The organism is Halomonas borealis (assembly GCF_004798905.1).
Lineage (GTDB): Bacteria > Pseudomonadota > Gammaproteobacteria > Pseudomonadales > Halomonadaceae > Halomonas > Halomonas borealis.
The window spans coordinates 224,277-248,832 of sequence record NZ_SDMO01000002.1 but is presented as its reverse complement, the minus strand read 5'-3'; the positions used below and the strand labels follow the sequence as shown (position 1 = coordinate 248,832).

Annotated in this window: 25 protein-coding genes; 3 read left to right on the top strand and 22 right to left on the bottom strand. The window is 65.1% G+C overall.

Features of this window, described 5'->3' with window-relative positions; all coding sequences use genetic code 11:
* Positions 1–5 precede the first annotated feature (5 nt).
* The 22 genes from glmU to argC form a co-directional block, all read right to left on the bottom strand.
* Complete coding sequence (glmU, locus tag ETC07_RS04130) at positions 6–1,373, bottom strand: bifunctional UDP-N-acetylglucosamine diphosphorylase/glucosamine-1-phosphate N-acetyltransferase GlmU (RefSeq protein ID WP_136247237.1); 1,368 nt, start codon at positions 1,371–1,373, stop codon at positions 6–8.
* A 45-nt stretch (positions 1,374–1,418) separates the two neighbouring features.
* Entirely contained in the window at positions 1,419–2,525 is a 1,107-nt protein-coding gene (locus tag ETC07_RS04125; RefSeq protein ID WP_136247236.1) for an FAD:protein FMN transferase, read from the bottom strand.
* Positions 2,526–2,740: 215 nt separating this feature from the next.
* Complete coding sequence (locus tag ETC07_RS04120; protein WP_136247235.1) at positions 2,741–3,538, bottom strand: undecaprenyl-diphosphate phosphatase; 798 nt, start codon at positions 3,536–3,538, stop codon at positions 2,741–2,743.
* A gap of 82 nt (positions 3,539–3,620) precedes the next feature.
* Positions 3,621–4,982, bottom strand: a complete 1,362-nt coding sequence (gene mgtE, locus ETC07_RS04115; protein WP_136247234.1) for a magnesium transporter — start codon at positions 4,980–4,982, stop codon at positions 3,621–3,623.
* Positions 4,983–5,155: 173 nt separating this feature from the next.
* On the bottom strand, positions 5,156–5,587 hold the full coding sequence (locus tag ETC07_RS04110; protein WP_136247233.1) for a F0F1 ATP synthase subunit epsilon: 432 nt from the start codon (positions 5,585–5,587) through the stop codon (positions 5,156–5,158).
* Positions 5,588–5,611: 24 nt separating this feature from the next.
* Positions 5,612–6,988 carry a F0F1 ATP synthase subunit beta gene (atpD, locus tag ETC07_RS04105; RefSeq protein WP_136247232.1) on the bottom strand — a complete coding sequence of 459 codons (1,377 nt, stop codon included), beginning with the start codon at positions 6,986–6,988 and terminating at the stop codon, positions 5,612–5,614.
* Positions 6,989–7,053: 65 nt separating this feature from the next.
* Positions 7,054–7,938: a F0F1 ATP synthase subunit gamma gene (gene atpG, locus ETC07_RS04100; RefSeq protein WP_136247231.1), complete on the bottom strand. Its 885-nt coding sequence runs from the start codon at positions 7,936–7,938 to the stop codon at positions 7,054–7,056.
* A gap of 72 nt (positions 7,939–8,010) precedes the next feature.
* Positions 8,011–9,555 (bottom strand): F0F1 ATP synthase subunit alpha, encoded by a 1,545-nt coding sequence (gene atpA / locus ETC07_RS04095; RefSeq protein WP_136247230.1) that lies wholly within the window; start codon positions 9,553–9,555, stop codon positions 8,011–8,013.
* Between the two features lie 16 nt (positions 9,556–9,571).
* Positions 9,572–10,111 (bottom strand): F0F1 ATP synthase subunit delta, encoded by a 540-nt coding sequence (locus ETC07_RS04090; protein WP_136247229.1) that lies wholly within the window; start codon positions 10,109–10,111, stop codon positions 9,572–9,574.
* Between the two features lie 14 nt (positions 10,112–10,125).
* The gene (locus ETC07_RS04085) at positions 10,126–10,596 is read right to left on the bottom strand and encodes a F0F1 ATP synthase subunit B (RefSeq protein WP_136247228.1); all 471 of its coding nucleotides are present in this window, start codon (positions 10,594–10,596) and stop codon (positions 10,126–10,128) included.
* A 75-nt stretch (positions 10,597–10,671) separates the two neighbouring features.
* Positions 10,672–10,899: a F0F1 ATP synthase subunit C gene (atpE, locus tag ETC07_RS04080; RefSeq protein ID WP_136247227.1), complete on the bottom strand. Its 228-nt coding sequence runs from the start codon at positions 10,897–10,899 to the stop codon at positions 10,672–10,674.
* Positions 10,900–10,957: 58 nt separating this feature from the next.
* Positions 10,958–11,782, bottom strand: coding sequence for a F0F1 ATP synthase subunit A (gene atpB, locus ETC07_RS04075; RefSeq protein WP_136247226.1), 825 nt, complete (start codon positions 11,780–11,782; stop codon positions 10,958–10,960).
* Positions 11,783–11,796: 14 nt separating this feature from the next.
* Positions 11,797–12,183 (bottom strand): ATP synthase subunit I, encoded by a 387-nt coding sequence (locus ETC07_RS04070; protein ID WP_136247225.1) that lies wholly within the window; start codon positions 12,181–12,183, stop codon positions 11,797–11,799.
* A gap of 228 nt (positions 12,184–12,411) precedes the next feature.
* Entirely contained in the window at positions 12,412–13,338 is a 927-nt protein-coding gene (locus tag ETC07_RS04065) for a ParB/RepB/Spo0J family partition protein (protein ID WP_136247224.1), read from the bottom strand.
* 37 nt (positions 13,339–13,375) lie between these two features.
* Entirely contained in the window at positions 13,376–14,146 is a 771-nt protein-coding gene (locus tag ETC07_RS04060; protein WP_136247223.1) for a ParA family protein, read from the bottom strand.
* A 63-nt stretch (positions 14,147–14,209) separates the two neighbouring features.
* A complete protein-coding gene (gene rsmG, locus ETC07_RS04055; RefSeq protein ID WP_136247222.1) occupies positions 14,210–14,863 on the bottom strand; it encodes a 16S rRNA (guanine(527)-N(7))-methyltransferase RsmG in 654 nt (217 codons plus the stop codon).
* A complete protein-coding gene (mnmG, locus tag ETC07_RS04050; protein ID WP_136247221.1) occupies positions 14,860–16,755 on the bottom strand; it encodes a tRNA uridine-5-carboxymethylaminomethyl(34) synthesis enzyme MnmG in 1,896 nt (631 codons plus the stop codon). The genes rsmG and mnmG overlap by 4 nt, the downstream gene beginning before the upstream one ends.
* Positions 16,756–17,280: 525 nt before the next feature.
* The gene (locus ETC07_RS04045) at positions 17,281–18,054 is read right to left on the bottom strand and encodes an amino acid ABC transporter ATP-binding protein (protein ID WP_136247220.1); all 774 of its coding nucleotides are present in this window, start codon (positions 18,052–18,054) and stop codon (positions 17,281–17,283) included.
* A 12-nt stretch (positions 18,055–18,066) separates the two neighbouring features.
* Positions 18,067–18,738 (bottom strand): amino acid ABC transporter permease, encoded by a 672-nt coding sequence (locus ETC07_RS04040; protein WP_136247219.1) that lies wholly within the window; start codon positions 18,736–18,738, stop codon positions 18,067–18,069.
* A 98-nt stretch (positions 18,739–18,836) separates the two neighbouring features.
* Positions 18,837–19,598 carry a transporter substrate-binding domain-containing protein gene (locus ETC07_RS04035; protein WP_136247218.1) on the bottom strand — a complete coding sequence of 254 codons (762 nt, stop codon included), beginning with the start codon at positions 19,596–19,598 and terminating at the stop codon, positions 18,837–18,839.
* 111 nt (positions 19,599–19,709) lie between these two features.
* Positions 19,710–20,063, bottom strand: a complete 354-nt coding sequence (erpA, locus tag ETC07_RS04030) for an iron-sulfur cluster insertion protein ErpA (protein WP_136247217.1) — start codon at positions 20,061–20,063, stop codon at positions 19,710–19,712.
* Between the two features lie 132 nt (positions 20,064–20,195).
* A complete protein-coding gene (argC, locus tag ETC07_RS04025) occupies positions 20,196–21,230 on the bottom strand; it encodes an N-acetyl-gamma-glutamyl-phosphate reductase (protein WP_136247216.1) in 1,035 nt (344 codons plus the stop codon).
* Between the two features lie 221 nt (positions 21,231–21,451).
* Between argC and ETC07_RS04020 the strand changes: the two genes are divergently transcribed.
* From ETC07_RS04020 to thiD, 3 genes are read left to right on the top strand one after another with little or no spacing between them, the layout of a single operon-like run.
* Complete coding sequence (locus tag ETC07_RS04020; RefSeq protein ID WP_136247215.1) at positions 21,452–23,227, top strand: chloride channel protein; 1,776 nt, start codon at positions 21,452–21,454, stop codon at positions 23,225–23,227.
* A gap of 8 nt (positions 23,228–23,235) precedes the next feature.
* Positions 23,236–23,667 (top strand): protoporphyrinogen oxidase HemJ, encoded by a 432-nt coding sequence (hemJ, locus tag ETC07_RS04015; protein WP_136247214.1) that lies wholly within the window; start codon positions 23,236–23,238, stop codon positions 23,665–23,667.
* Positions 23,667–24,521 carry a bifunctional hydroxymethylpyrimidine kinase/phosphomethylpyrimidine kinase gene (gene thiD / locus ETC07_RS04010; protein ID WP_136247213.1) on the top strand — a complete coding sequence of 285 codons (855 nt, stop codon included), beginning with the start codon at positions 23,667–23,669 and terminating at the stop codon, positions 24,519–24,521. The genes hemJ and thiD overlap by 1 nt, the downstream gene beginning before the upstream one ends.
* The last annotated feature ends 35 nt before the right edge of the window (positions 24,522–24,556 follow it).

Genomic DNA, 24,556 nt, shown 5'->3' with positions numbered 1-24,556 from the left:
GCTCCTCAGAGGTCGTCTTGCTTGACCGGCCGTTGCCAGTCGTCCTTGCTGATCAGGCGTCCGCGACTCACCGCCAGGGTGTCATCCGCCACGTCGCGGCTCAGCGTGGAGCCGGCGCCCACGGTGGCGCCGCGGCCGATGCGCAGCGGTGCCACCAGGGCGGTATTCGAGCCGATGAAGGCGTCGTCGGCGATCTCGGTGCGGTGCTTGTTGGCGCCGTCGTAGTTGCAGGTGATGGTACCGGCCCCCACGTTGACGCCGCGACCCAGGCGGGCGTCACCCACGTAACTCAGGTGATTGATCTTGCTGCCTTCACCCACCTCGGCATTCTTGGTCTCGACGAAATTGCCGACCTTGGCCTTCACCGCCAGACGCGAGCCGGGACGCAGGCGCGCGAAGGGACCGATGTGGTTGCTCCCGGCCATCACCGCGCCTTCGAGCACACTGTGCGGCTCGATCAGCGTCGCGGCACCGACATGGCTATCGCGGATCACACAGTAGGGGCCGACACGCACACCCTCGCCCAACACAACATCGCCCTCGAACACACAGCCCACATCGATCTCGACATCGTGGCCGCAGCTCAGGGTACCGCGTACATCGAGGCGCCCGGGATCGGCCAGCGCCACCCCGGCGGTCATCAACGACTCGGCGATGTCATGCTGGTGGGCGCGCTCCAGGCGCGCCATCTGGGCACGATTGTTGACGCCCTCGACCTCCAGCGCCTGCGCCGGCTGGGCGGTAGCGATTTTCACCCCCTCGGCGGCGGCCATGGCGATGACATCGGTCAGATAATACTCGCCCTGGGCGTTGTCGGCGGACAGCCGTGGCAGCCAGCGGCGCAGCTGGGCCGCAGTCAGGGCCATGATGCCGGTATTGCACTCGCGCACCCGGCGCTCGTCCTCGGAGGCATCCTTGTGCTCGACGATGGCCACCGCCTCGCCGGCCTCGTCACGCAGGATCCGGCCATAGCCGGTGGGGTCGTCGAGGGTCACGGTGAGCAGGCCCAGGTGCTGCTCGTCGACCCGCGCGAGCAGGTCGCGCAGGGTCTCGAGACGGGTCAGCGGCACGTCGCCGTAGAGCACCAGTACCTTGCCGTCACCGAGGTTTTCCAGGGTCTGGGCCACGGCATGGCCGGTGCCCTTCTGCTCGGTCTGACGGGCGAAACGCAGCGAGCAGTCGGCCAGCGCCTCGCGCACGCGTTCGGCACCGTGGCCGACCACCACGTGGGTCCGTTCGGCCTCGAGGCCGGCGGCGGTGTCGATCACATGGCGCACCAGGGGCCTGCCGGCCAGGCGATGCAATACCTTGGGCAGGGTCGAACGCATCCGGGTCCCTTGACCGGCCGCCAGTATCACCACGTCGAGACTCATCGTGACTCCTTGTCGATCAATCGTTGAATCGGGCCATTCTAGTGCTTAGGGGGCCTCGCCTGCCACGCCGACGGCCGTTTCATCGACGATCTCGATGCCCATCTCCGCGAGCTTGTGGTGACCGAAGCGCGCCGCGAAGGCCGGGCTCGCCTGGCTGATCCAGCCATCCCCGGCCACGTTGCGTACCAGCATCAGCACCGCCAGGTCATGCTCGACGGCCAGCTTCATGCCCTCGTCTTCGCCGAGTACCGACATGGCCGTGGCCCAGGCATCGGCGCGGGTATTGGAGACATCCACCATCGTCACCGAGGCCAGGCGGTGTTCGATCGGCCGGCCGGTGCGCGGATCGATGGTGTGCGAGTAGCGCTTCCCGTCCGCCTCGAAGTAATTGCGATAATCGCCGGAGGTGGCCACCGAGCCACCCTCCAGCGGCAGAACGTACTTGGCCTGGGGGCGGCCGTCGCGGGGGATCTCGACGCCGATGCGCCATGGCTCGGCCTCACCATCGCGATGCCCGGCGACCTTCAGCTCGCCACCAAGATTGACCAAGACATCGTCGATGCCTTGTTCGGCCAGGTAGGCCGCCACCCGGTCGGTGGCATAGCCCTTGGCCACGCCGGAGAGGTCGACGAAGACATCCTTCAGGCGCCGCGCCCGGCGTTGTGGAGCATCCAGTTCGAGGGTCTCCATGCCGACCTCGGCGAGTCGTGCCTCGATCAGGTCGTCTTCGGGTACCTCCCGGGGGCGCGCCTCGGGGCCGAAGCTCCACAGGTTGACCAGCCCGCCCACGGTGACATCGAAGGCCCCACCGCTGGCCTCGCCGACCTGGCGGGCGATCGACAGCACCTCGATCAACGGCGCCGAGAGCGTCTGCCATTCATCCAGCGGCGCATGGTCGAAGGCCACCAGCTCGGCATCGTCACGATAGGTGGACATCGAGGCATCGACCCGCTCGAGTTCGTCGAGGATGCCCTCCTCCAGCTCATCGCGGCGTGATGCGGTGATCGGATCGGCGATCTCGACCTGATAGAAGGTGCCGAAGATGTCGCCCTTCAAGGTGACCGGCGTCTCCAGGGTCCGCTCCGAGCAGCCGGCCATCAGGGCGACTAGCGCAAGCATCAGGAAGGCGAAGCGACAGCGAGGCAGTGACATGGAAACTCCCACAAATGAACGAAAAGGTTGCGCTGATTTATGTCGCGAGCGAAGAGAGGCTGGTTGCCGCCGGAGCGCAGCGCCTGGAATGTAGCCTGCTGCATGAAGAACGCGAGCGGCGCCGGCAGCCAGGATCGCTAGGTTCGCTCCCGGCGAACCGACGCACTTCCCACGGATATGTGGGTCGTCGAGCGCAGCAATAAATCCGTGTGTCCTCAGCCGAATAGCCAGATCAGGGCCACCCCCAGCAACAGCCGATAGAGCACGAAGGGCTGCATGCCGATGCGACGGATGAAGGCGAGGAAGAAGTGGATGCACAGATAGGCGCTGATACCCGACAACACGGTACCCGCCGCCAGGTCGCTCCAGGCCACCGGCGTCGAGGCCTTCGTCAGCTCCAGGGCCTCGAGGCCACCGGCCAGCACGATCACCGGGATCGACAGCAAGAAGGAGAAACGCGCCGCCGCCTCCCGGGACAGGCCCAGCATCAGCGCCGCGGTCATGGTGATGCCCGAGCGCGAGGTGCCGGGAATCAGCGCCAGCACCTGAGCCAGGCCGATCCACAGGGCATCACGCCCGCTCAAGCGATACTCACTGCGCGTGCCGCGATGGCGCCAGTCGGCCACGCCGAGCACCACCCCGAAGACGATCAGGCCTCCGGCCAGCACCAACGGTGAGCGCATCACCTGCGAGATGGTATCGGCGAAGGCGAGCCCCGCCAGCCCGACCGGTATGGTCGCCAGGATCACCCACCAGGCCAGCCGAGCATCGTCATCGGTGCCCCGACCGGTGACGCTGCGCCCCCAGCTGGCCGTCATGCTCACGAGCTCATGGCGAAAGTAGAGCACCACCGCCAACAGGCTACCCAGATGCAGGGCCACGTCGAATGCCAGCCCCTGGTCGGGCCAGTCGGAGAGTACCGGCACCAGAATAAGATGCGCGGAGCTGGACACCGGCAGGAATTCGGTCACCCCCTGCACGAGGGAGAGCACAATGATCTGTAGCCAATCCATGGAAGCGATCTCGGTCAGCGGAATGAAGGATTATCGGTGCGGATCAAAGGACAACAGACCCTGGCCGGGGTGATCCGTTCCGTCACAACACCAGGCTCGCGATGCCGAAGTAGATCAGCACCCCGCTGGCATCGATCAGGGTGGTCACCAGCGGCGCCGAGGCGGTGGCCGGGTCCCAGCCCAGGCGATCGAGCACGAAGGGCAGGCACATCCCCAGCAGGCTGCCGAACAGCACGATGGCGATCATGCTGATCGCCACCACCATGGCCACCGCCTCGCCGCCGCGGAACACCCCGATCGGCGCCACGGCGAGCGCCATGGTCACCCCCAGTGCGCCGGCGACCAACAGCTCGCGACCGAACAGCTTGCTCCAGTCGCGAACCCCGACATCGCCGGTGGCCATGCCGCGTACCGTCAGGGTGGCGGCCTGGGCGCCGGCGTTGCCGCCGCTACCGATCAGCAGCGGCAGGAAGAACACCAGTGCCACCTGGGCCGAGATGATGGCCTCGTAGTGGGCGATCCCGGCCCCCGATAGCAGGTTGCCGAACACCAGCAACACCAACCAGGTGACGCGCTTGCGATACAGGCTCCATAACGGCACGCGGCTGACACCGCCCTCCAGGGCGCCGATCGACATCCCCTTGTGGATATCCTCGGTGGCCTCGGACTCCATCACGTCCAGGGCGTCATCGTGGGTGACGATCCCCACCAGGCGGCGTGCCTCGTCGACCACCGGCAGCGCCAGCAGATCGTAGCGGGCCACGATCCGCGCCACCTCCTCCTGAGGCGTCTCCACCGCGGCATGGATGACACCATGAATCATCATGTCGTCGACCCGGGCCCCGGGCCGCGCCACCATCAGCTGGCGAAGCGACAGGGTACCGGCCAGGCGGCCCTCGAGATCGACCACGTAGAGCTGATAGACCGTCTCGGCATCGGGGGCGGTCTGGCGGACCCGCATCATCGCTCGCGAGACCGTCATCCCGGCGGGAATCGCCACATAGTCGGCGGTCATCAACGCGCCGGCGGTGCCCTCCGCGTAGCTCGCCAGGCGCTTGAGCTCCTCGCGCTCCCGGTGAGCCATGCGCCGTAGCAGCGTCTCACGCCGATCGTCATCGAGCGCCTTGAACAGGTCCGTCCGCTCGTCACCGCCCATCTCCTCGAGTACCGCCTGCAGGCGGTCATCGCTCATGCCCGCGGCGATCGCCAGCTGCTCCTCGCCGTACAGATACCCGATGACGTTCGCGCGTCGCTCAATCGGCAGACCGTCCAACAGGGCTCGGGCTCGCAGCGTCTGGCCGCCTTCGAGCAGGTCCTGAAGGATCTCGGCGATATCCGCGGAGCGCAGCTCGGGCAAGCGGGCAGCCAGGGACGAACGATCGTCCACCTCGAGGGCGGCGAGCAGGGCTTCCTTATGACGATTCAGGGCATCGCTGAGTGGCATGATCCTGGTCCTTGCTGTGCCGGCGCGAACGCAAGCGCCACCCGGTCTGAGGCGCCATGATCGCACAGGGCAGGGAAGGCGTCAGCTGTCGCTCCTTGGCGTCACGGGGCTCACAAAAAAACGCCCCCCGACAGCGTCGGGGGGCGTTTTCATCGCGCGAGCGAAGCATCGGCCTAGCTGCTGCGGCCTACCTTGCGACGCAACTGCTGGATGGTCCGCAGCTGGGCCGCGGCCTCGGCCAGTTCGGCCGTGGCGCGGCTGTAATCCAGCTCGGCGGACTTATCCTGCATGGCCTTGAGGGCCTGCTGGCGAGCCTCCTCGGCGGCGGCCTCGTCCAGGTCATCGGCACGCACGGCGGTGTCGGCGAGCACGGTCACGACCTCGGGCTGCACCTCGAGGAAGCCGCCCGAGACATAGAAGTGATCCTCTTCACCTCCGCCACGCACGATGCGCACCGGGCCGGGGGCCAGTTCGGTGAGCAGCGGCGTGTGCCCCGCCAGCACCCCGAGATCCCCCTCGCGACCGGCCGCCACGATCTGCTCGGCTTCGCCGGAGAAGATCGAGGCCGCGGCGCTGACGATCTCGCACTTGAAGGTTTTCGTCATGATGACGTCTCCCAGGTGGAGGGATTACTTCATCTGGTTGGCTTTCTCGACGGCCTCGTCGATGGTGCCGACCATGTAGAAGGCCTGCTCGGGCAGCTCGTCGTATTCGCCGTCCAGGATGCCCTGGAAACCACGGATGGTCTCCTTCAGCGACACGTACTTGCCGGGCGCACCGGTGAAGACCTCGGCGACGAAGAACGGCTGCGACAGGAAGCGCTGGATCTTACGCGCCCGGTTGACGGCCAGCTTGTCCTCGTCGGACAGCTCATCCATGCCCAGGATGGCGATGATGTCCTTGAGTTCCTTGTAGCGCTGCAGCACGCCCTGAACGCCGCGGGCGGTCTTGTAGTGCTCCTCGCCGACGACCAGCGGATCCAGCTGACGCGAGGTGGAATCCAGCGGATCGATGGCCGGGTAGATACCCAGCTCGGCGATCGAGCGCGCCAGTACCACGGTGGCATCGAGGTGCGAGAAGGTGGTGGCCGGAGACGGGTCGGTCAGGTCATCCGCGGGCACGTAGACGGCCTGCACGGAGGTGATGGAGCCGTCCTTGGTGGAGGTGATGCGCTCCTGCAGGACGCCCATCTCTTCGGCCAGGGTCGGCTGATAGCCCACCGCGGACGGCATGCGGCCCAGCAGTGCAGACACCTCGGTACCGGCCAGGGTGTAGCGGTAGATATTGTCGACGAACAACAGCACGTCGCGGCCTTCATCGCGGAACTTCTCGGCGATGGTCAGGCCGGTCAGGGCCACGCGCAGGCGGTTCCCGGGCGGCTCGTTCATCTGACCGTAGACCAGCGACACCTTGTCGATGACGTTGGATTCGGTCATCTCATGATAGAAGTCGTTACCCTCACGGGTCCGCTCGCCGACACCGGCGAACACGGAATAACCGCTGTGCTCGGTGGCGATGTTACGGATCAGCTCCATCATGTTGACGGTCTTGCCGACGCCGGCGCCGCCGAACAGGCCGACCTTGCCGCCCTTGGCGAACGGGCACACCAGGTCGATGACCTTGATGCCGGTCTCCAGCAGCTCGCTGGTGGCGGCCTGGTCGGCGTAGCCCGGTGCCTTGCGGTGGATCGGCATGCGCTCTTCTTCGCCGATCTCGCCCGCCTCGTCGATGGGCTCGCCGAGCACGTTCATGATACGACCCAGGGTCTCCTTGCCGACCGGCACGGAGATGGCGGCCTGGGTGTTGGTGACATCCATGCCACGCTTGAGCCCCTCGGTGGAGCCCATGGCGATGGTACGCACCACGCCGTCGCCCAGCTGCTGCTGAACTTCGAGAACGGTCTCGGCTTCCGAGACGTTCAGCGCGTCGTAGACCTTGGGAACATCGTCCCGCGGAAACTCTACGTCAATCACCGCGCCGATGATTTGTACGATACGTCCGCTCATCTTGGTTCCTCTCAAATACCTGCAAATGAAACCCGGTTGCCGGAAGGGATCGCCCTTCCTCGGCGTTATACGGCGGCGGCGCCACCGACGATCTCGGAGATTTCCTGGGTAATGGCCGCCTGACGGGCCTTGTTGTACACCAGCTCCAGGTCGTCGATCAGATTGCCGGCATTGTCGGTAGCGCTCTTCATGGCGATCATCCGCGCGGCCTGTTCGCAGGCCACGTTCTCGACTACCGCCTGATAGACCTGCGCCTCGACGAAACGCACGAGCAAGCTGTCCAGCAGCTCCTTGGCATCCGGCTCATACAGGTAGTCCCAGCTTCCGGGACGCTTGTGTTCTTCGTTCTGCGCTTGTTCGGCACCCATATCGGCCGACAGCGGCAGCAGTTGGCGAACCACCGGCTTCTGCGTCATGGTGTTGACGAATTCGTTGTACACCACGTACAGACGATCCAGCTTGCCCTCGTCATAGGCGTCCAGCATCACCTTCACGCTGCCGATCAGGTCATCGGCTTGCGGCGCTTCACCCAGGCCGCTCCTGGCCGCGACCAGGCTACCGCCGTACTTGCGGAAGAAGGTGGTGGCCTTGCTGCCCAGGGCGCAGAAGTTGAGCTCCGCGCCACTGTCGCGCCAGGCCTGGGCATCCTTGACGACGGCCTTGAACATGTTGACGTTCAGGCCACCGCACAGCCCGCGGTCACTGGACACCACGATGTAGCCGACCCGCTTGACCTCACGCTCGAGCATCCACGGATGGGTGTACTCGGGGTTGGCATCGGCGACATGGCCGACCACCTTGCGGATCTGCTGGGCGTAGGGCTGGCTGGCCTTCATCCGGTCCTGCGCCTTGCGCATCTTCGACGCAGCGACCATCTCCATGGCACTGGTGATCTTCTGCGTGTTCTTGATGCTGCCGATCTTGGTGCGTATCTCTTTTGCAGCTGCCATAGCGATCTACTCCGTTCGTGGCCCTCAGAAAGCTCCAGGGCCCGCTCCCCGAAGGAAACGGGCCGTCAGGGGTCACCAGCTCTGAGTGGCCTTGAACTTATCGAGACCGGCCTTGAGGCCGCTCTTGATCTCGTCGCTGTAGGCGCCGGACTCATTGATCTGGTCGAGCAGCTCGGCATGCTCGGCCTTCATGTAGTCCTGCAGGGCACGCTCGAAGTCCAGCACCTTGCTGACCTCGACCTCTTCCAAGTAGCCCTCGTTGGCGGCATACAGGGAAACGGCCATCTCGGCCACGGACATCGGCGCATACTGAGCCTGCTTCATCAGCTCGGTGACGCGCTGACCGTGCTCCAGCTGCTTGCGAGTGGCCGCATCCAGATCGGAAGCGAACTGGGCGAAGGCCGCCAGCTCACGGTACTGGGCCAGTGCCAGACGCACGCTGCCGCCGAGCTTCTTGATGATCTTGGACTGGGCGGAGCCACCGACACGCGACACCGAGAGGCCGGCATTGATGGCCGGACGGACACCCGCGTTGAACAGATCGGTCTCGAGGAAGATCTGGCCATCGGTGATCGAGATCACGTTGGTCGGCACGAACGCCGAGACGTCGCCCCCCTGGGTCTCGATGATCGGCAGCGCGGTCAGCGAGCCGGTCTTGCCCTTCACTTCGCCATTGGTGAACTTCTCGACGTAGTCGGCGTTCACGCGAGCGGCACGCTCGAGCAGGCGGGAGTGGAGGTAGAAGACGTCACCCGGGAAGGCTTCGCGGCCCGGCGGACGACGCAGCAGCAGGGAGACCTGACGATAGGCCACGGCCTGCTTGGAGAGATCGTCATAGACGATCATGGCGTCTTCACCGCGGTCGCGGAAGTACTCGCCCATGGTGCAACCGGCGTAGGCCGCCAGGAACTGCATCGGGGCCGGATCGGCGGCGCCGGCGGCGACCACGATGGTGTGCTCCATGGCGCCATGCTCTTCGAGCTTGCGCACCATGTTGGCGATGGTCGACTGCTTCTGACCGATGGCCACGTAGACACAGGTGACGCCGGTGCCCTTCTGGTTGATGATCGCATCGACGGCGATCGCGGTCTTGCCGATCTGGCGGTCGCCGATGATCAGCTCACGCTGGCCACGACCGACCGGCACCATGGCATCGATGGCCTTGAAACCGGTCTGGATCGGCTGGTCGACGGGCTCACGGGTGATGACACCCGGGGCGACCTTCTCTACCGCGTCGGTCTGATCGGTGCCAAGGTCGCCCTTGCCATCGATCGGGTTACCCAGGGCATCGACCACGCGGCCGCACAGCTCGGGGCCCACCGGCACCTCGAGGATGCGCCCGGTGCACTGGGCGGTCATGCCCTCTTCGAGCTGCAGGTAGTCGCCCAGCACCACGGCGCCGACGCTGTCGCGCTCGAGGTTCAGCGTCATGCCGTAGACACCGCCGGGGAACTCGAGCATCTCGCCGAACATCGCGTCGGTGAGGCCGTGGATCTGCACGATACCGTCAGACACGCTGACGATGGTGCCCTGGTTACGGGCTTCGGTCGCGACATCCAGCTTCTCGATACGCTGCTTGATGATGTCGCTGATCTCGGAAGGATTCAGTTGCTGCATGCCATGTCCCTCAGACTCAGGCGGAAAGGGCCTCGTGGAGGCGGTTGAGTCGACCACGTACCGAACCGTCGATGACGGTGTCGCCGGCACGCAGGATCACGCCGCCCAGGAGGGTGGAATCCACCTGAGTGGTAATGGAGATTTCGCGGTTCAGACGCTTGGCCAGCGCGCTCGCGAGCTTGTCCTGCTGCGCTTCGTCCAGCGGGAAGGCAGAGACGATATCGACGTCCATGCGCTTCTCCTCCTGGGCCTTGAGCAGCGCGAATTGCTCGACGATGACCGGCAGGGCCGTCAGGCGGCCTCGCTGGCCGACCAGGCTCAGGAAGTTGCGCATATCGTCATCGACGGCATCGCCGCAGATCTCGACGATCGCATCCACTTTCTGTGCGCTGGAGAGTCGCGGATTGCCCAGCACTCGACGGCGCATGTCGTCGTCTTCGACGACATGCGCCACGGTGGTAAGCATGCCGGCCCAGTCCTCGAGCGCCTTACGTCCGACGGCGTGTTCGAAGGCCGCCTTGGCGTAGGGGCGAGCGACGGTAGACAGTTCCGCCATGGGTCACCTCCTCCTCAAAGCTCTTCGGCAAGTTGGTCAACGAGCTTGCCGTGCTGCTTCTCGTCGATGGAGGCTTCCAGGACCCGCTCCGCGCCGACGATGGCGAGCCGCGAGACCTGGCCGCGCAACTCTTCCTTCGCGCGGTTCACTTCTTGATCGATCTCGGACTTGGCCTGAGCGATCATGCGCTCGCCTTCCTGGCGTGCCTGGTCGCGCGCCTCGTCGATCATCTGAGTGGACCGCTTGTGAGCCTGCTCCAGGATTTCGGCCGCTTGCTCCTTGCTTTCACGCAGGGTCTCGTTGGCCTGTTGTTCGGCCAGTTCGAGGTCACGAGAAGCACGGCTGGCAGCGTCGAGGCCGTCGGCAATCTTCTTCTGGCGCTCATGGAGCGCATTGCTGATCGGCGGCCACACGTACTTTGTGCAAAACCAGACGAAAATCGCGAACGCGATCATCTGCCCGATAAGCGTCATGTTGATATTCACAGGGGCGTACCTCTGACAGATTCGTGGCGACCGGAAACAAGCAAACCGAGCGCAGTACGCTCGGTATGCCAATCGTTAGCCGGCGACAACGAAGATCAGGTACATCGCGATACCCACGCCGATCATCGGCACGGCGTCCAGCAGGCCCGCCATCAGGAAGGTCTTGGTCTGCAGCTGGTTGCCCAGCTCCGGCTGACGCGCGGTGGTTTCGAGCAGTTTGCCGCCCAGCAGGGCGAAGCCGATACCGGTACCCAGAGCACCCAGGCCGATCATGAGGGCTGCGGCGATGTAGACGAGTTCCATGATGATACTCCTTACGAGTTGAAGTTAAGTTTCAAGGGTTTATCGGATATTACGCGATTCAGTGATGCTCGTGAGCAGCGTTCAGGTAGACCACCGTCAGCACGGTGAAGATGAACGCCTGCAAGGTGATGATCAGGATGTGGAAGATGGCCCAAGGGACGTTGAGGGTCCAAGACACCCAGAACGGCAGCAGGGCGATCAGGATGAAGATCACCTCGCCGGCAAACATGTTACCGAAGAGACGCAGGCCAAGGCTGAGCGGCTTGACGAGCAGGCCGATGATTTCCATCACCAGGTTGAAGGGGATCAGCAGCCAATGGTTGAAGGGAGTCAGCGACAGCTCCTTGGCGAAGCCACCGAGGCCCTTGACCTTGATGCTGTAGTAGATGATCAGACAGAACACGCCCAATGCCATGCCCAGGGTCGCGTTGACGTCGGTGGTCGGCACGAGCTTCATGTACTCGACCCCGAAGCGGGCAAACAGGGCGGGCGCGAAATCGACCGGCACCAGCTTGAGCAGGTTCATCAGGAAGATCCACACGAACAGCGTCAGGGCGATCGGGGCAACCAGGGGGTTCTTGCCGTTGAACGCGCCATTCACCGTCGACTCGATGAACTCGAAGATCATCTCGACGGCGTTCTGCAGCTTGCCGGGCACGCCGGTGGTCGCCGCCTTGCCGACCATGCGAAACAGCCAGATGAACAACACCCCCATGGCCAGCGACCAGCCCATGGTATCCAGGTGAATGGCCCAGAACCCCATGTCCTGGGCCTCGGCAGCGGAGTGCGCGATGGACCAGCCGTTCTCGGGGTGGTAGCCATATGTCAGATTTTGCAGATGGTGCTGGATATACTCCACAGGAGTCGGGTTATTGCCTGCCATGAGCTGCCTCGATTTCAGTGGGGTAATGGTCGCGTGCCCAGCCAGGCGGCCAGCCAGTGAACGAACAGCATCACCACATAAACGCCAAAGAATAAAGCATGATTTGAGGGGGGCACTGCGATGAAGACCGTCGCAAACAGAGCCACCGTCAAACCAAACTTGCCTGCTTCCGCACGATACAGGCCGATCACCATCCGGCGCGCCTGCCGGCCGCCACGGTGGCGAAACATTCGCCAGGCGAAGTAGCCATTGGCGATGAGCGCGACACCGCCGCCTAGCAGGCTCGAGACCGCGTCTCCCAGGTTGCCCAGGAGCCACCCCAGACCGGACAGCGCACCCAGAATCATCATCTGCGCGACCATCAACCATCCGAAGATCGGGCGCCTGTACCTGGCTGCCATGGAGGCCTCCGTGCACTCTAGTCGACATTCGGGTCGACGTTCAGCCTCCCGTGACTTTTCGACCCGCCGTTCGCGGCTTCCCAACGACGGGCCCGGCGGGATTATAGGGAACCCCCTCGATGCCTTCAACCGATCACGACCCGATATCGCGCGAAATCGAGCCAGCTTATGACGAAAAGTCGATAAGTTTCGCCAAACCGTTTAGCAACCTAACTTGGTCCCCGCCGTTTACTTGATGTGCTCGAGGATGCCATCCAGTTCGTCGAGGCTGGCGTAGCGAATGGTCACTCGCCCCTTGCCACCACGCCCGTGCTGGATGTTCACCGGCGCCCCCAGAAGGTCGGCCAGGCGTGATTCCAGGCGCGCCACATCGGGGGCCTGGGGCGGCGCCTCGGCCTTGGCCGGCTGCCCTTCCGCGAGTCGTTTCACCAGCGCCTCGGTGGCACGCACGGTGAGGTCCTTGTTGACCACCTCGTGGGCGGCCTGGCGCTGCTTGGGGCCAGACAGCGCCAACAGTGCCCGGGCATGGCCCATGTCGAGATCGCCACGTTCGAGCAGGGTCTGGACCTCGGGGTCCAGCGCCAGCAGGCGCAGCAGGTTGGCCACCTGGGCCCGCGAGCGTCCCACCGCATCGGCGGCCTGCTGCTGGGTGAGTTCGAACTCGTCGAGCAGCCGCTTGAGCGCCAGCGCCTCCTCGATGGGGTTGAGGTTCTCACGCTGGATGTTCTCGATCAGCGCCAGGGCCAGCGCGACCTCGTCGGTGACCTCGCGGATGACGGCCGGGATCACGTCCAGCTCGGCAAGCTGGGCGGCCCGCCAGCGACGCTCGCCGGCGATGATCTCGTAGCGTGCCTCGCCGGCCGGACGCACCACGATCGGCTGCATCACGCCCTGGGCACGGATCGAGTCGGCCAGCTCCTCGAGGGCCTCGGGCTGGATATCGCGGCGCGGCTGATACTTGCCGCGGGAGAGCTGGCCCAGCGGCAGGCGCTCCAGGCGCTCATCGCCGGCGGGCGCCGACGGCTCGGCGTCGTTGGCCTCATCCACCTGCGACGTCTCTTCTCCCCCGGGGAGATCCAGGCTTTCGCGGTGACGGGCACCGGCACCGATCAGGGCATCCAGCCCGCGTCCCAGGGCGCGTTGTTTGCGCGTCATCGAGTTTCCCTCATCTGTAAGCGCCAAGCGGTATCGGCTACAACGACAGGCGACGGATCAGTTCCTTGGCCAGCACCCGGTGCGCCTGGCTGCCCCGTGAGAAGCGGGCATACTTGGTGACCGGCAGGCCATGGCTCGGCGCCTCGGCGACCCGGACATTACGCGGGATCGTGGTCTTGAGCAGGGCGTCGCCGAAGTAATCGCGCAGCTGCTTGCTGACATCGCGAGTCAGGCTGTTGCGCGAATCGAACATGGTACGCAGGATGCCATGGATCTCGAGATCCGGGTTCACGCTGGCCTTGATCTGCTCAACGGTATCGAGCAGTGCCGACAACCCCTCGAGGGCATAGAACTCACACTGCAACGGGATCAACACGCCATCGGCGGCGGTCAGGCCGTTGACGGTCAGCATGTTGAGCGACGGAGGGCAGTCGATCAGCACCACGTCGTACTCGCCGGAGACCTCGCCGAGGGCCTTGACCAGGCCCTGCTCGCGACCTTCTTCACGGTCGAGAAGCTCGACCTCGGCGGCGGTCAGGTCGCCGTTGCCAGGCAGCAATGCATAACCGGCCTCGGGGCAGTCGAGGATCACCTCGCTGGGGCGACGCTCGCCGAGCAACACATCGAGCACGCTGCCATCGAGGGAGTGCTTGTCGATGCCGCTGCCCATGGTGGCGTGGCCCTGGGGATCCAGATCGACCAGCAACACGCGCCGTTCCAGGGAGGCCAGGCTGGCGGCCAGGTTGACGGCGGAAGTGGTCTTGCCCACGCCGCCCTTCTGGTTGGTCAAGGCGATAATCTTGGTCACGGCGACATCCTTGCGTTAGCAGACAGGGTTCACGGCAGCATCCGGCGGCCTCCCCGGGCGTGGCTAGCGGTCGCCGGGGGTGCGCTCGAGGATGACCAGGCGGCGGTCGCCGTCCGAGAAGGGCACCCTCAGCGTATGGCGCCCCACCGCGGCGATCCCTTCCGGCAGGCCGGCGAGCTCGTCCTCCACGGCCGGGCCCTTCATGGCCAGCCATTGGCCACCTTCGCCGGGTAGCTCACGGCTCAGGGCGATGAAGTCCTCGAGGCTGGCGAAGGCGCGCGAGATCACCTGATCGAAACCGCCGGGCGGCGCCTCGAAGGCCTCCACGCGCGCCTGGACCGGGCTGACACGCTCGAGCCCGAGCTCCATCACTGCCTGACGCTGGAAGCGTACCTTCTTGCCGTTGCTGTCGAGCAGCGTGACCTCGAGCTCGGGGGCGAGGATCGCCAGCACCAGTCCCGGCAGCCCCGGGCCGGCCCCCACGTCGAGCAGGCTAGGGCCCTTCACGAAGGGCAGCACGGCGGCGCTGTCGAGCACATGCCGGGCGACCATCTCCTCGGGATCGCGTACCGCGGTGAGGTTATAGGCGCGGTTCCACTTGTGCAACAGGCCCACCAGGGCCAGCAGCTGCCCCCGGCGCCGGTCTGCCACCTCGAGGCCAAGCTCGGCCAGGCCGCGTTCCAGGCGATCGTTCAGGATCGTCTCGTCGGGGGTCATCCGTTGGCCACCCGGCTGTCGTCCAGCAGGCGACGCTTCTTGAGGTGGATCAGCAGGATCGAGACCGCCGCGGGGGTGACACCGGAGATCCGTCCGGCCTGAGCCAGGGTTTCCGGACGCGCCTCGGTGAGCTTCTGGCGGATCTCGTTGGACAGGCCCTCGACCCTCTCGTAGTCGAAGTTTTCGGGCAGCGGGGTGGCCTCGTGGCGCTTGAGCTTGTCGATCTCGTCCTGCTGACGATCGATATAGCCCTGGTACTTGGCCTGGATCTGCACCTGTTCGGCGACGCGTTCATCATCGACCGGTTCACCGACGAGGCCTGCGATGTCTGAGTAACCGAGCTCCGGGCGCTTCAGCAGGTCGAGCAGGTTGTACTCGCGGGGCAGGGGCTGCCCGGTCCGCTCGGCGACGCTATGGGCGGCCTCGGTGCCGGGCTGTACCCAGCTGGCCTTGAGCCGCGCGCTTTCGGCCTCGATTCCCTCGCGCTTGGCGCTGAAGTCGGCCCAGCGACGCTCATCCACCAGCCCAAGCTCACGCCCGGCCTCGGTGAGACGCAGATCGGCGTTGTCCTCACGCAGCAGCAGCCGATATTCGGCCCGCGAGGTGAACATCCGATAGGGCTCCTTGGTGCCCTGGGTGATCAGGTCATCCACCAGCACCCCGAGGTAGGCCTCGTCGCGGCGCGGCCACCAGGCATCGAGCCCGCCGGCTCGGCGCGCCGCATTGAGTCCGGCCAGGAGCCCCTGGGCGCCGGCCTCTTCATAGCCGGTGGTGCCGTTGATCTGCCCGGCGAAGAACAGGTTGTGGATAAACTTCGTTTCCAGCGAGTGCTTGAGATCGCGAGGGTCGAAGAAATCGTATTCGATGGCGTAACCAGGCCGCGTGATATGGGCGTTTTCCATGCCTTTCATCGAGCGCACGACCTGCAGCTGGATGTCGAACGGCAGCGAGGTCGAGATGCCGTTGGGATACAGCTCGTGGGTATCCAGCCCCTCCGGTTCGATGAAGACCTGGTGGCTCGACTTGTCGGCGAAGCGGTGCACCTTGTCCTCGATCGAGGGGCAATAACGGGGCCCGACGCTATCGATCGTGCCCGAGAACATCGGCGAACGCTCGAGATTGGCGCGGATGATCTCGTGGCTGCGCTCGTTGGTCTGAGCGATGTGGCAGCTGACCTGGCGTGGGTGCATGGCGCGGTTGCCGCGATAGGACATCACCGGTGTCGGGGTATCTCCGGGCTGCTCCTCGAGCATCGAGAAATCCACGCTCTTGGCGTCGATACGCGGTGGCGTGCCGGTCTTAAGCCGATCGACGCGGAATGGCAACGCACGCAGGCGTTCCGCCAAGGCATTGGAAGGCGGATCGCCGGCCCGGCCGCCACGGCTATTGTCCAGCCCGATGTGGATAACCCCGCCAAGGAAGGTGCCTGTGCACAACACCACGGTCTCGGACATGAAGCGCACGCCGGTCTCGGTGGTCACGCCGCGCACGGTGTCACCGTCGACGATCAGGTCGCCGGCGGCCTGCTGGAAGATCGTCAGGTTGGCTTGGTTCTCCAGCATTCCGCGGATCGCCGCCTTGTAGCGAACGCGATCGGCCTGGGCGCGAGTCGCCCGTACGGCGGGGCCTTTGCGGGAGTTGAGTACCCGAAACTGAATTCCGCCCCGGTCGGTGGCGAGTCCCATGGCACCGCCGAGCGCATCGATCTCCTTGACCAGATGACTCTTGCCGATCCCGCCGATGGCGGGATTGCAGGACATCTGACCCAGGGTCTCGATGTTGTGGGTCAGCAGCAGGGTCCGGCGGCCCATGCGGGCCGAGGCCAGGGCGGCTTCGGTCCCGGCATGGCCACCGCCGATGACGATGACGTCGAAGCGGTCGGGGTACTCCAAGGTTCACCTCGATCGGCGCCGTCGCGCCGAATGTTGCGGATACAGGGGTGTAATCAGCCGGCCAGTATAACGTCCTTGTGGGTAATCGTCAGGGTTTTCCACACCGGGGAAGCCAAGCTGGGTTCGTCATTCGATTGACCTAAATATAAAAGCATATAAATAAAAAGGGGTTCTGTTGTTGTAGTTATTATTGGTGTGGACATTTCCCGTGGATAACCGAAACAAAACAACAAATATCAAGTTCTTACAGTGTTGACTGATGAGCGGAAAAGGCGCGGATCTCCTGCGGAGGGGATGTTGGAGGCCTGTGGGTAAATGCCCGGGTTAACCACAAGCCTCGCTGAACACGGCTTATCCACGCGATTCTACCGGGCTTGTCACCGTGGGTGTGAACAACCGCGCCGATCCATCCCCAGCCCGTGATGGTGGGACGCAGCGGCGAACCGCCAAGAATCTTGTCCACAGGCCAAAAAAAGGCCCTGTCGATGACGACAGGGCCTGGTACAGCGAGAAAAATCGTCGCTATCAGTGCTTGAGTACCCGCGACAGGAAGTGACGAGTCGGCTCGGCCTGGGGGGCATCGAAGATCGTCTTCGGCGGTCCTTCCTCGGCGATCTCACCCTTGTGAATGAAGATCACTCGATCGGCGACCTCGCGGGCGAAGCCCATCTCATGGGTGACGATCAGCATGGTCATGCCCTCGTTGGCGAGCTCGCGCATGGCATCCAGCACCTCGCCGATCATCTCCGGGTCCAGCGCCGACGTCGGCTCGTCGAACAGCATCAGTCGGGGTTCCATGGCCAGTGCTCGGGCCAGTGCCACACGCTGCTGCTGGCCGCCGGAAAGCTGGGTAGGCAGCTTTTCGGCCTGGTCGCTGATGCCCACGCGTTCGAGCAGGCGTTCGGCCGCCTCGGTGGCTTTCTGGCGGGATAGATTGCGCACCTTGATGGGCGCCAGGGTCACGTTGTCGCGCACGCTCAGGTGGGGGAACAGATTGAACTGCTGGAAGACCATGCCGACCTCGGTACGGATCTTCTGTAGCGCCCTGGTGGCCTTTCCGTGAGGTTTAAGGGGGTTGCCATCTACCTCGAGCTCGCCTTGCTGGAACTCTTCCAGGCCATTGATGCAGCGGATCAGCGTCGACTTGCCGGAACCGCTGGCGCCGATGATCACCACCACTTCGCCGGGGGTGACCTCAAGGTCGATGTCCTTGAGCACGTGCAGGGTCCCGAAGGACTTGTTGAGCTTGTTCAGGCGCACGATGGGCTCGCCGCCGGGTTGTGACGTCTGTTGAGTCATCTCGTGCATTCCTTATTGTCCGACCAGGCCCTGGCGCTCCAGCAGGCGCAATGCCACCGACAGCGAGAGGGTGACCACCAGGTAGAGCATGGCGACCATCAGGTAGACCTCGAGGGCATTGAAGGTGGTGGCGATATAGACCTGGCCCTGGCGGACCAGCTCGCCGACGCCGATCACCGAGAACAGCGAGGTGTCCTTGATGCTGATGATCCCCTGGTTACCGAGCGACGGGATCATGCGGCGCAGGGCTTGAGGCCAGATGATGTAGCGGAAGGTCTGGTGTCGTGACAGGCCCAGTGACAGGCCCGCCTCGCGCTGGCCACGCTCGATGGATTGCACGCCACCGCGGACGATCTCCGAGATATAGGCGCCGGAGTTGACGGCGATCGCGGCGATGCCGGCGACCAGGGCATTGATGGGGCCGCCGAGCAGCTGCGGCAGGCCATAGAAGATGAACAGCACCTGCACGAGGACCGGGGTGCCGCGGAAGATCTCGATGTAGGCCACGGCGGGCCATTTCAGCCAGCGCGTGGGACTGATACGCAGCAGGCCGAAGAAGATGCCGATGAAAAAGCCGATGGCCAGCCCGGAGAAGGAGATCAGCAGGGTATAGGGAATCCCCGTCAGCAGATGGGGAATGGAGGCGAAAGCCGCCTGCCAGTCGAATTGAAAAGTGACGTCCACAAGGGGCTCCGTGGGGATGCATAGGAGGGAGGTGAGCCGCGACGTAACACAACGGGGCCGGGCCAATCGACCCGACCCCGTTCAGCCTCGCGCGAGGGTCATTCGGCGCTGGAGCCGCCGAACCACTTGCTGTGGATCTCGTCGTAGGTACCGTCTTCTTTCATGGCCGCCAGGGCCTCGTTGACGGGCTCGACCCACTCGCTGCCCTTGACCAGCGCGATACCGTATTGCTGGCCCTCGTAGAGCGGGCCGACGACCTTGGCGCGGCCTTCACCCTGGGTCTGGGAGAAGTAGCCGACGTTGGGAGCGTCGTAGAAGACGGCATCGACACTGCCGCCCAGCAGCGCCATATACATGTCGCTGGAACCCGGATAGGGCGTGATGTCGGCGGAGTCGCCCAGGTTTTCCTGGAGGAAGTCGTAGCTGGTGGAGCCGATCTTGGTGCCGACCTTCTGGCCCTCGAGGGCATCGATGCTCTGGATGCTGTCGTCGTCGGCATCGACCAGCAGGCGCAGCCCGCTGTCGTAGTAGGGGGCGGAGAAGTCGACGATCTCGGCGCGTTCATCGGTGATGGTGATGCCGGCGATGGCGATGTCGACGTTACCGGTCTGGATGGCGGGGATGATGCCGTTGAAGTCCATGGTGCGCAGGTTGTAGTCGAACCCCGCACGATCGGCGACTTCGCGGATGATGTCCATGTCGAAGCCGACCATCTCGCCGGATTCCTGATCCAGCATTTCGAACGGCACGAAACTCGGGTCGGTGACGACGTCTAGGGTCGTGTCCTGCGCTTGGGCCGTGCTGGCAAGGCCGAGGGCAACGCAAGAGGCCAGCGATACCGCCTTCAGTTGACGCTTCATGTGACTCTCCATGGCGTGATTGTTATGAAGTACCTAATCAACCATGGCGAGTTGTCGTGAGAGCGTCAAGTCTCGGCAGGTGACGCGGTGCGGCGCTTTCAACGCATCGCGTCAGACCATGAAGGAGGCGCCGCAGCCGCAGGTGGTGGTGGCGTTGGGGTTCTGGATCAGGAAACGCGCGCCGGCCAGCCCTTCCTCGAAGTCAACGGTGGACCCTACCAGATACTGGTAGGAGAGGGGGTCGACCACCAGGGCCACCTCACCGAACTCGATCAGGGTATCGTCTTCCGCGACCTCTTCGGCGAGGTCGAAACCGTACTGGAAACCGGAACAGCCGCCGCCGGTCACGTAGACCCGAAGCGTCAGGCCGGACTTGCCCTCGGCTTCACCGAGGCCCTGGAGCCGCGCCTGGGCGCTGTCGGAGAGCAGCAGAGGGGTGGGAACGAAGGATGCGGCACCGCTCATGGGTGACCTCCCCGGGAATCGGTGAATGTCGTACAGGACGACGATTATCCATAACCCTTAGCAAAAGGGTCAACTATTGAGGAGGCCTTTCGGAGCGATTCCGGGGCAGGCCTCCGCGCGGGTGCGGTGGTGTCAGGGCATCATCGCCGGGGCGTCGAGGCCGGCGAACTCATCGAGATCGAACATCAGGTTGAGGTTATGCACGGCCTGGCCGGAGGCGCCCTTGACCAGGTTATCGATCACCGCCAGCACCACCACGGTGTCGCCGTCGCCGGGGCGATGCACGGCCAGGCGACAGACATTGGCGCCCTTGACGCTGCGTGTCTCGGGATGGCTGCCTGCCGGCATGACGTCGACGAAGGGCTCATCGGCGAAGCGCCGCTCGAACAGCGTCTGCAGATCGCCCGCGTCGCCGGTCAGCCGGCCGTAGAGGGTGGCATGGATGCCACGGATCATCGGCGTCAGGTGGGGCACGAAGGTGAGCCCCACCGGGCTACCCGCGGCATCGCCCAGACCCTGCCGGATTTCGGGCAGGTGGCGGTGCCCCGAGGCGCCGTAGGCCTTCATCGATTCGCTGGCTTCGGCCATCAGCGACGCCACCTTGGCCCCGCGGCCGGCGCCGGTCACGCCGGACTTGCAGTCGGCGATCACCCGCTCGACGTCGATCAGCCCGGCCTCCAGCAGCGGCAGCAGCCCGAGCTGCACGGCGGTGGGATAGCAGCCGGGCACGGCGATCAGGCGCGCCTGGCGGATACGCTCGGCGTTGACCTCCGGCAGGCCGTAGACGGCTTGCTCGAGCAGCTCGGGCGCGCCGTGGGGCTGGCCGTACCAGGCCGCCCACTCGTCGGCGTCGCGCAGGCGGAAATCGGCCGACAGGTCGATCACCCGGGTGCCCAGCGCGAGTAGTTCCCCGGCCAGGGCGTGGGCCACGCCATGGGGCGTGGCGAAGAACACCGCATCGCAGGCCGCCAAGCGGGCCGGATCGGGCTCGCTGAAGCGTAGCCCGTCATAGTGGCCGCGCAGGTTGGGATAAAGCTCGCTGACCCCGAGCCCGGCTTCGCTACGTGAGGTGATGACCTCGACCTCCACCTGCGGGTGGCGGGCCAGCAGCCTGAGCAGTTCGACGCCGGTATAACCGGTGCCGCCGACGATTCCAACCTTGATCACGATGGGCTCCTCACTGGTGAACGCTGGGACCTGTGTCTCCGGATATGATACACAAGAGAGAGGACTCCCACCTAGGAGCCTGTTGGGGCGGCCGCTGGTCGCGAACAGCACGGAGTTCGAGTGAGGCGTCGCGCTCGAATGTCCTGGCGTTCGGGCTGGTTCGGTGACAGCCCCGGCGAGGTTCGGGTCAGCGGGGAGTCGCATCGAACAGGAAGGTCATCTTGCCGCGTCTTTCGTTATCCCGCTTTACTCTGGAACGCTTCCGCCATCGTCTGGCCAGTGTGGATGCCCTGCCTCAGTTATGCGTGCTGGGCCTGGTATCGGGGCTGATTACCGGCGGCCTGATGGTGGTGTTCCGCCTGCTGCTCTTGCTGGGCGCGATGGCCTTCTTGCCCGGTGACGACCCCGAGAACTTCGAAGCGATGGCGCCGGTGCCGCGGGCATTGTTGCCGCTGCTGGCGGTGACGCTGATCGGGGCCTGGCTGTGGTGGCTGCGCCCCGCCGGGCGACAGATCGGCGTCGCCCACGTGATCGAACGGCTGACCTATCATCAGGGCCGTTTCCCGATGCGCAACTGGTTCACCCAGTGGTGGGTCGGGCTGATCTCGGTGCTGGGCGGGCTCTCCGCGGGCCGTGAGGGCCCCGCCATTCACCTGGGGGCCGCGGCCTGCAGCGGGCTCGGTCAACGCCTACGCCTGCCCCACAATAGCCTGCGCGTACTGGTGGCCTGTGGTACCGCGGCAGGTATCTCGGCGTCTTTCCATACCCCGGTGGCCGGTGTCATCTTCGCCATGGAGGTGGTGATGATGGAGTACACCATCATCGGCTTCATGCCGGTGATCCTGGCCTCGACGATGGGGGCCGTGGTGTCCCAGGCGGTATTCGGCTTCGAGCTGCCCTTCGAGGGCACCGGCATCGCCCTGGGCTCGTTGTTCAACCTGCCTTGGATCGTGCTCAGCGCGCTGGGCATCGGCCTGCTGGCCGGTGCCTTCGTGCGGGTGGCTCGTGCCGGCCCGCGCCTCAAGCGCGTGCCGTTCGCGGCGCGCTGCGCCCTGGCCGGTGTGCTGGTGGGGGCGGCGGCCTGGTGGTACCCCCAGGTTCAGGGTATGGGCTATGACACCCTGGGGCTGACCATCGGGGGTTCGTTGAGCCTCGATGTGCTGCTGGCGGTGGCCATCGGCAAGCTGCTGCTGACCGCCTTCACGGTGGCCTGCGGGATTCCGGTGAGTATCATCGGCCCGATACTGGTCGCCGGTGGTGCGGCCGGGGCCCTGTTCGGCCTGCTCGGCGCTCAGCTGATGCCCGAGCTCGCCGCCGGGCCAGCCGTCTACGCCATGCTGGGCATGGCCGCGATGATGGGGGCGGTGTTGCAGGCGCCGCTGGCGGCGTTGATGGCGCTGCTGGAGCTGACGCATAACCCCCACCTGATCCTGCCTGGCATGCTGGCGGTGGTCGTGGCGGGGCTGACGTCGCGTCAGCTGTGCGGCTGCGATGGGTTCTTCATCAGTGTGACGCGGCACGGCCTGCATCCTCTGCAGCAGCCGCTGATGCAGGCGCTCAACCGGGTCTCTGTACCGGCGGTGATGGAGCGCGAGCTGGTGCGCACGCGGCGCCGGGTGACCCTCGAGCAGGCCGGGGTGATGCTCGAGTCCAAGCCGGTGTGGATCCTGATCGAGCGTTCTAGCGATGCCAAGCCGACCCTGGCGCTGAAGGCGGCGGACCTGGCGCGCTGGATGCTCGAACACGATGAGAGCGACAAGCTGATCGACAAGGACGGGCGCCTAGACCTGCTGGAGATCCCCGGCCAGCGCCTCGATCTGGCGCCGATCCACCTGCAGGCGACGCTCTCCGAGGCCTTCTCGCGGCTCAATACCAAGCATGCCGACGCCCTCTACGTCGAGCACGGCCATCGGCCGAAGCAGAAACGAATTTCCGGTATCATCACCCGCGACGCCGTCGAGCGTTACTATCGTTACAGCGATGCCCCCCCTGGCTAGGAGTCGACATGTATCTCTGGATCAAGGCCTTGCACCTGGTCGCCATGGTGACCTGGTTCGCCGCCCTCTTCTACCTGCCGCGCCTCTACGTCTACCACGCCATGGCCCGGGACCGCGGTGAGGCACAGGCCATCGACACCTTCAAGGTCATGGAGCGCAAGCTCTATCGCGGCATCATGATGCCCTCGATGATCGCCGTACTGGTGTTCGGCGGTGGACTGCTGGCGCTGAATCCCGGCTGGATGTCTCAGGGCTGGATGCATGCCAAGCTGACCCTGGTGGCGGCACTGGTGGCCTATCACCATGTGTGCCTGATCTATCTCAAGCAGTTCGCCGATGGGCGCTGCACCCGTAGCCACCGCTACTTCCGGATCTTCAACGAGTTGCCGGTGATTGCCCTGTTGGCGATCGTCGCGCTCGCCGTGTTGAAACCATTCTGATGATCGACGACGCGACGACCCATCCCCACCTGCCTGGCGTGCTGGTGCTGGCCGGCCACGATCCGACCGGTGGTGCCGGCCTGGTGGCCGACAGCGAGGCGGTGGCCGCCTGTGGCGGCTGGGCCCTGAGCATACCGACGGCGCTGACGGTGCAGAACTGCCGCGACGTCGCTGGCGTGCGGCCGGTGGAGGCCGAACTGATACGCGAGGCCGCCGCGGCGCTGGTGGATATGGAGATCGCCGCCATCAAGATCGGCCTGCTGGCCTCCGAGGAAGCCCTCGACGCGGTGGTGGAGATCCTGCGCCGGCGCCCCGGGGTGCCGGTGGTGGCCGATCCGGTGCTCAAGGCCGGAGGCGGAAAGGAGTTGTCCACACCGACACTGGTCGAAGCCTTCCGTCGGCGGCTGCTGCCCCTCGTGGATATCCTGACGCCCAACCGCCGTGAGCTGGCTCGCCTGGCCGGCCCGGCCTGTCGGGACGACACCGAACGGGTCGTCGAACTGATGCATCTGGGCTGTCAGGCGGTGCTGATCACCGGCACCGATGAGCCCGAGGCCCGGGTGCCGGAGGAACGGGTCATGCACACCCTGCATATGCCCGACGGCGACCGCCAGTGGCACTGGCCGCGGTTGGCTGGCAGCTTCCATGGCTCCGGCTGCACCCTGGCTTCGGCGCTGGCCGCGCGGCTGGCGCAGGGGGAATCGTTGGTGACGGCCTGCGAGCAGGCGCAGGCCTATACCTGGCAGACGTTGGCTCATGGATGGCGACCGGACGCGGCTAGCGAAGCCGGTGGACAGTGGCTGCCCAGGCGCCTGTGGCGGTTGCCAGCCCCGCGTTTCGAGTCCGATGCCTAGGCATCGGGCTGGTCATCCCTGGCCGCAGCATCGAA

Coding starts and splice junctions, on each gene's coding strand:
- glmU (WP_136247237.1), bottom strand. CDS start 1,373: ATGAGTCTCGACGTGGTGATACTGGCGGCCGGTCAAGGGACCCGGATG.
- ETC07_RS04125 (WP_136247236.1), bottom strand. CDS start 2,525: ATGTCACTGCCTCGCTGTCGCTTCGCCTTCCTGATGCTTGCGCTAGTC.
- ETC07_RS04120 (WP_136247235.1), bottom strand. CDS start 3,538: ATGGATTGGCTACAGATCATTGTGCTCTCCCTCGTGCAGGGGGTGACC.
- mgtE (WP_136247234.1), bottom strand. CDS start 4,982: ATGCCACTCAGCGATGCCCTGAATCGTCATAAGGAAGCCCTGCTCGCC.
- ETC07_RS04110 (WP_136247233.1), bottom strand. CDS start 5,587: ATGACGAAAACCTTCAAGTGCGAGATCGTCAGCGCCGCGGCCTCGATC.
- atpD (WP_136247232.1), bottom strand. CDS start 6,988: ATGAGCGGACGTATCGTACAAATCATCGGCGCGGTGATTGACGTAGAG.
- atpG (WP_136247231.1), bottom strand. CDS start 7,938: ATGGCAGCTGCAAAAGAGATACGCACCAAGATCGGCAGCATCAAGAAC.
- atpA (WP_136247230.1), bottom strand. CDS start 9,555: ATGCAGCAACTGAATCCTTCCGAGATCAGCGACATCATCAAGCAGCGT.
- ETC07_RS04090 (WP_136247229.1), bottom strand. CDS start 10,111: ATGGCGGAACTGTCTACCGTCGCTCGCCCCTACGCCAAGGCGGCCTTC.
- atpE (WP_136247227.1), bottom strand. CDS start 10,899: ATGGAACTCGTCTACATCGCCGCAGCCCTCATGATCGGCCTGGGTGCT.
- atpB (WP_136247226.1), bottom strand. CDS start 11,782: ATGGCAGGCAATAACCCGACTCCTGTGGAGTATATCCAGCACCATCTG.
- ETC07_RS04070 (WP_136247225.1), bottom strand. CDS start 12,183: ATGGCAGCCAGGTACAGGCGCCCGATCTTCGGATGGTTGATGGTCGCG.
- ETC07_RS04065 (WP_136247224.1), bottom strand. CDS start 13,338: ATGACGCGCAAACAACGCGCCCTGGGACGCGGGCTGGATGCCCTGATC.
- rsmG (WP_136247222.1), bottom strand. CDS start 14,863: ATGACCCCCGACGAGACGATCCTGAACGATCGCCTGGAACGCGGCCTG.
- ETC07_RS04045 (WP_136247220.1), bottom strand. CDS start 18,054: ATGACTCAACAGACGTCACAACCCGGCGGCGAGCCCATCGTGCGCCTG.
- ETC07_RS04035 (WP_136247218.1), bottom strand. CDS start 19,598: ATGAAGCGTCAACTGAAGGCGGTATCGCTGGCCTCTTGCGTTGCCCTC.
- erpA (WP_136247217.1), bottom strand. CDS start 20,063: ATGAGCGGTGCCGCATCCTTCGTTCCCACCCCTCTGCTGCTCTCCGAC.
- hemJ (WP_136247214.1), top strand. CDS start 23,236: ATGTATCTCTGGATCAAGGCCTTGCACCTGGTCGCCATGGTGACCTGG.
- thiD (WP_136247213.1), top strand. CDS start 23,667: ATGATCGACGACGCGACGACCCATCCCCACCTGCCTGGCGTGCTGGTG.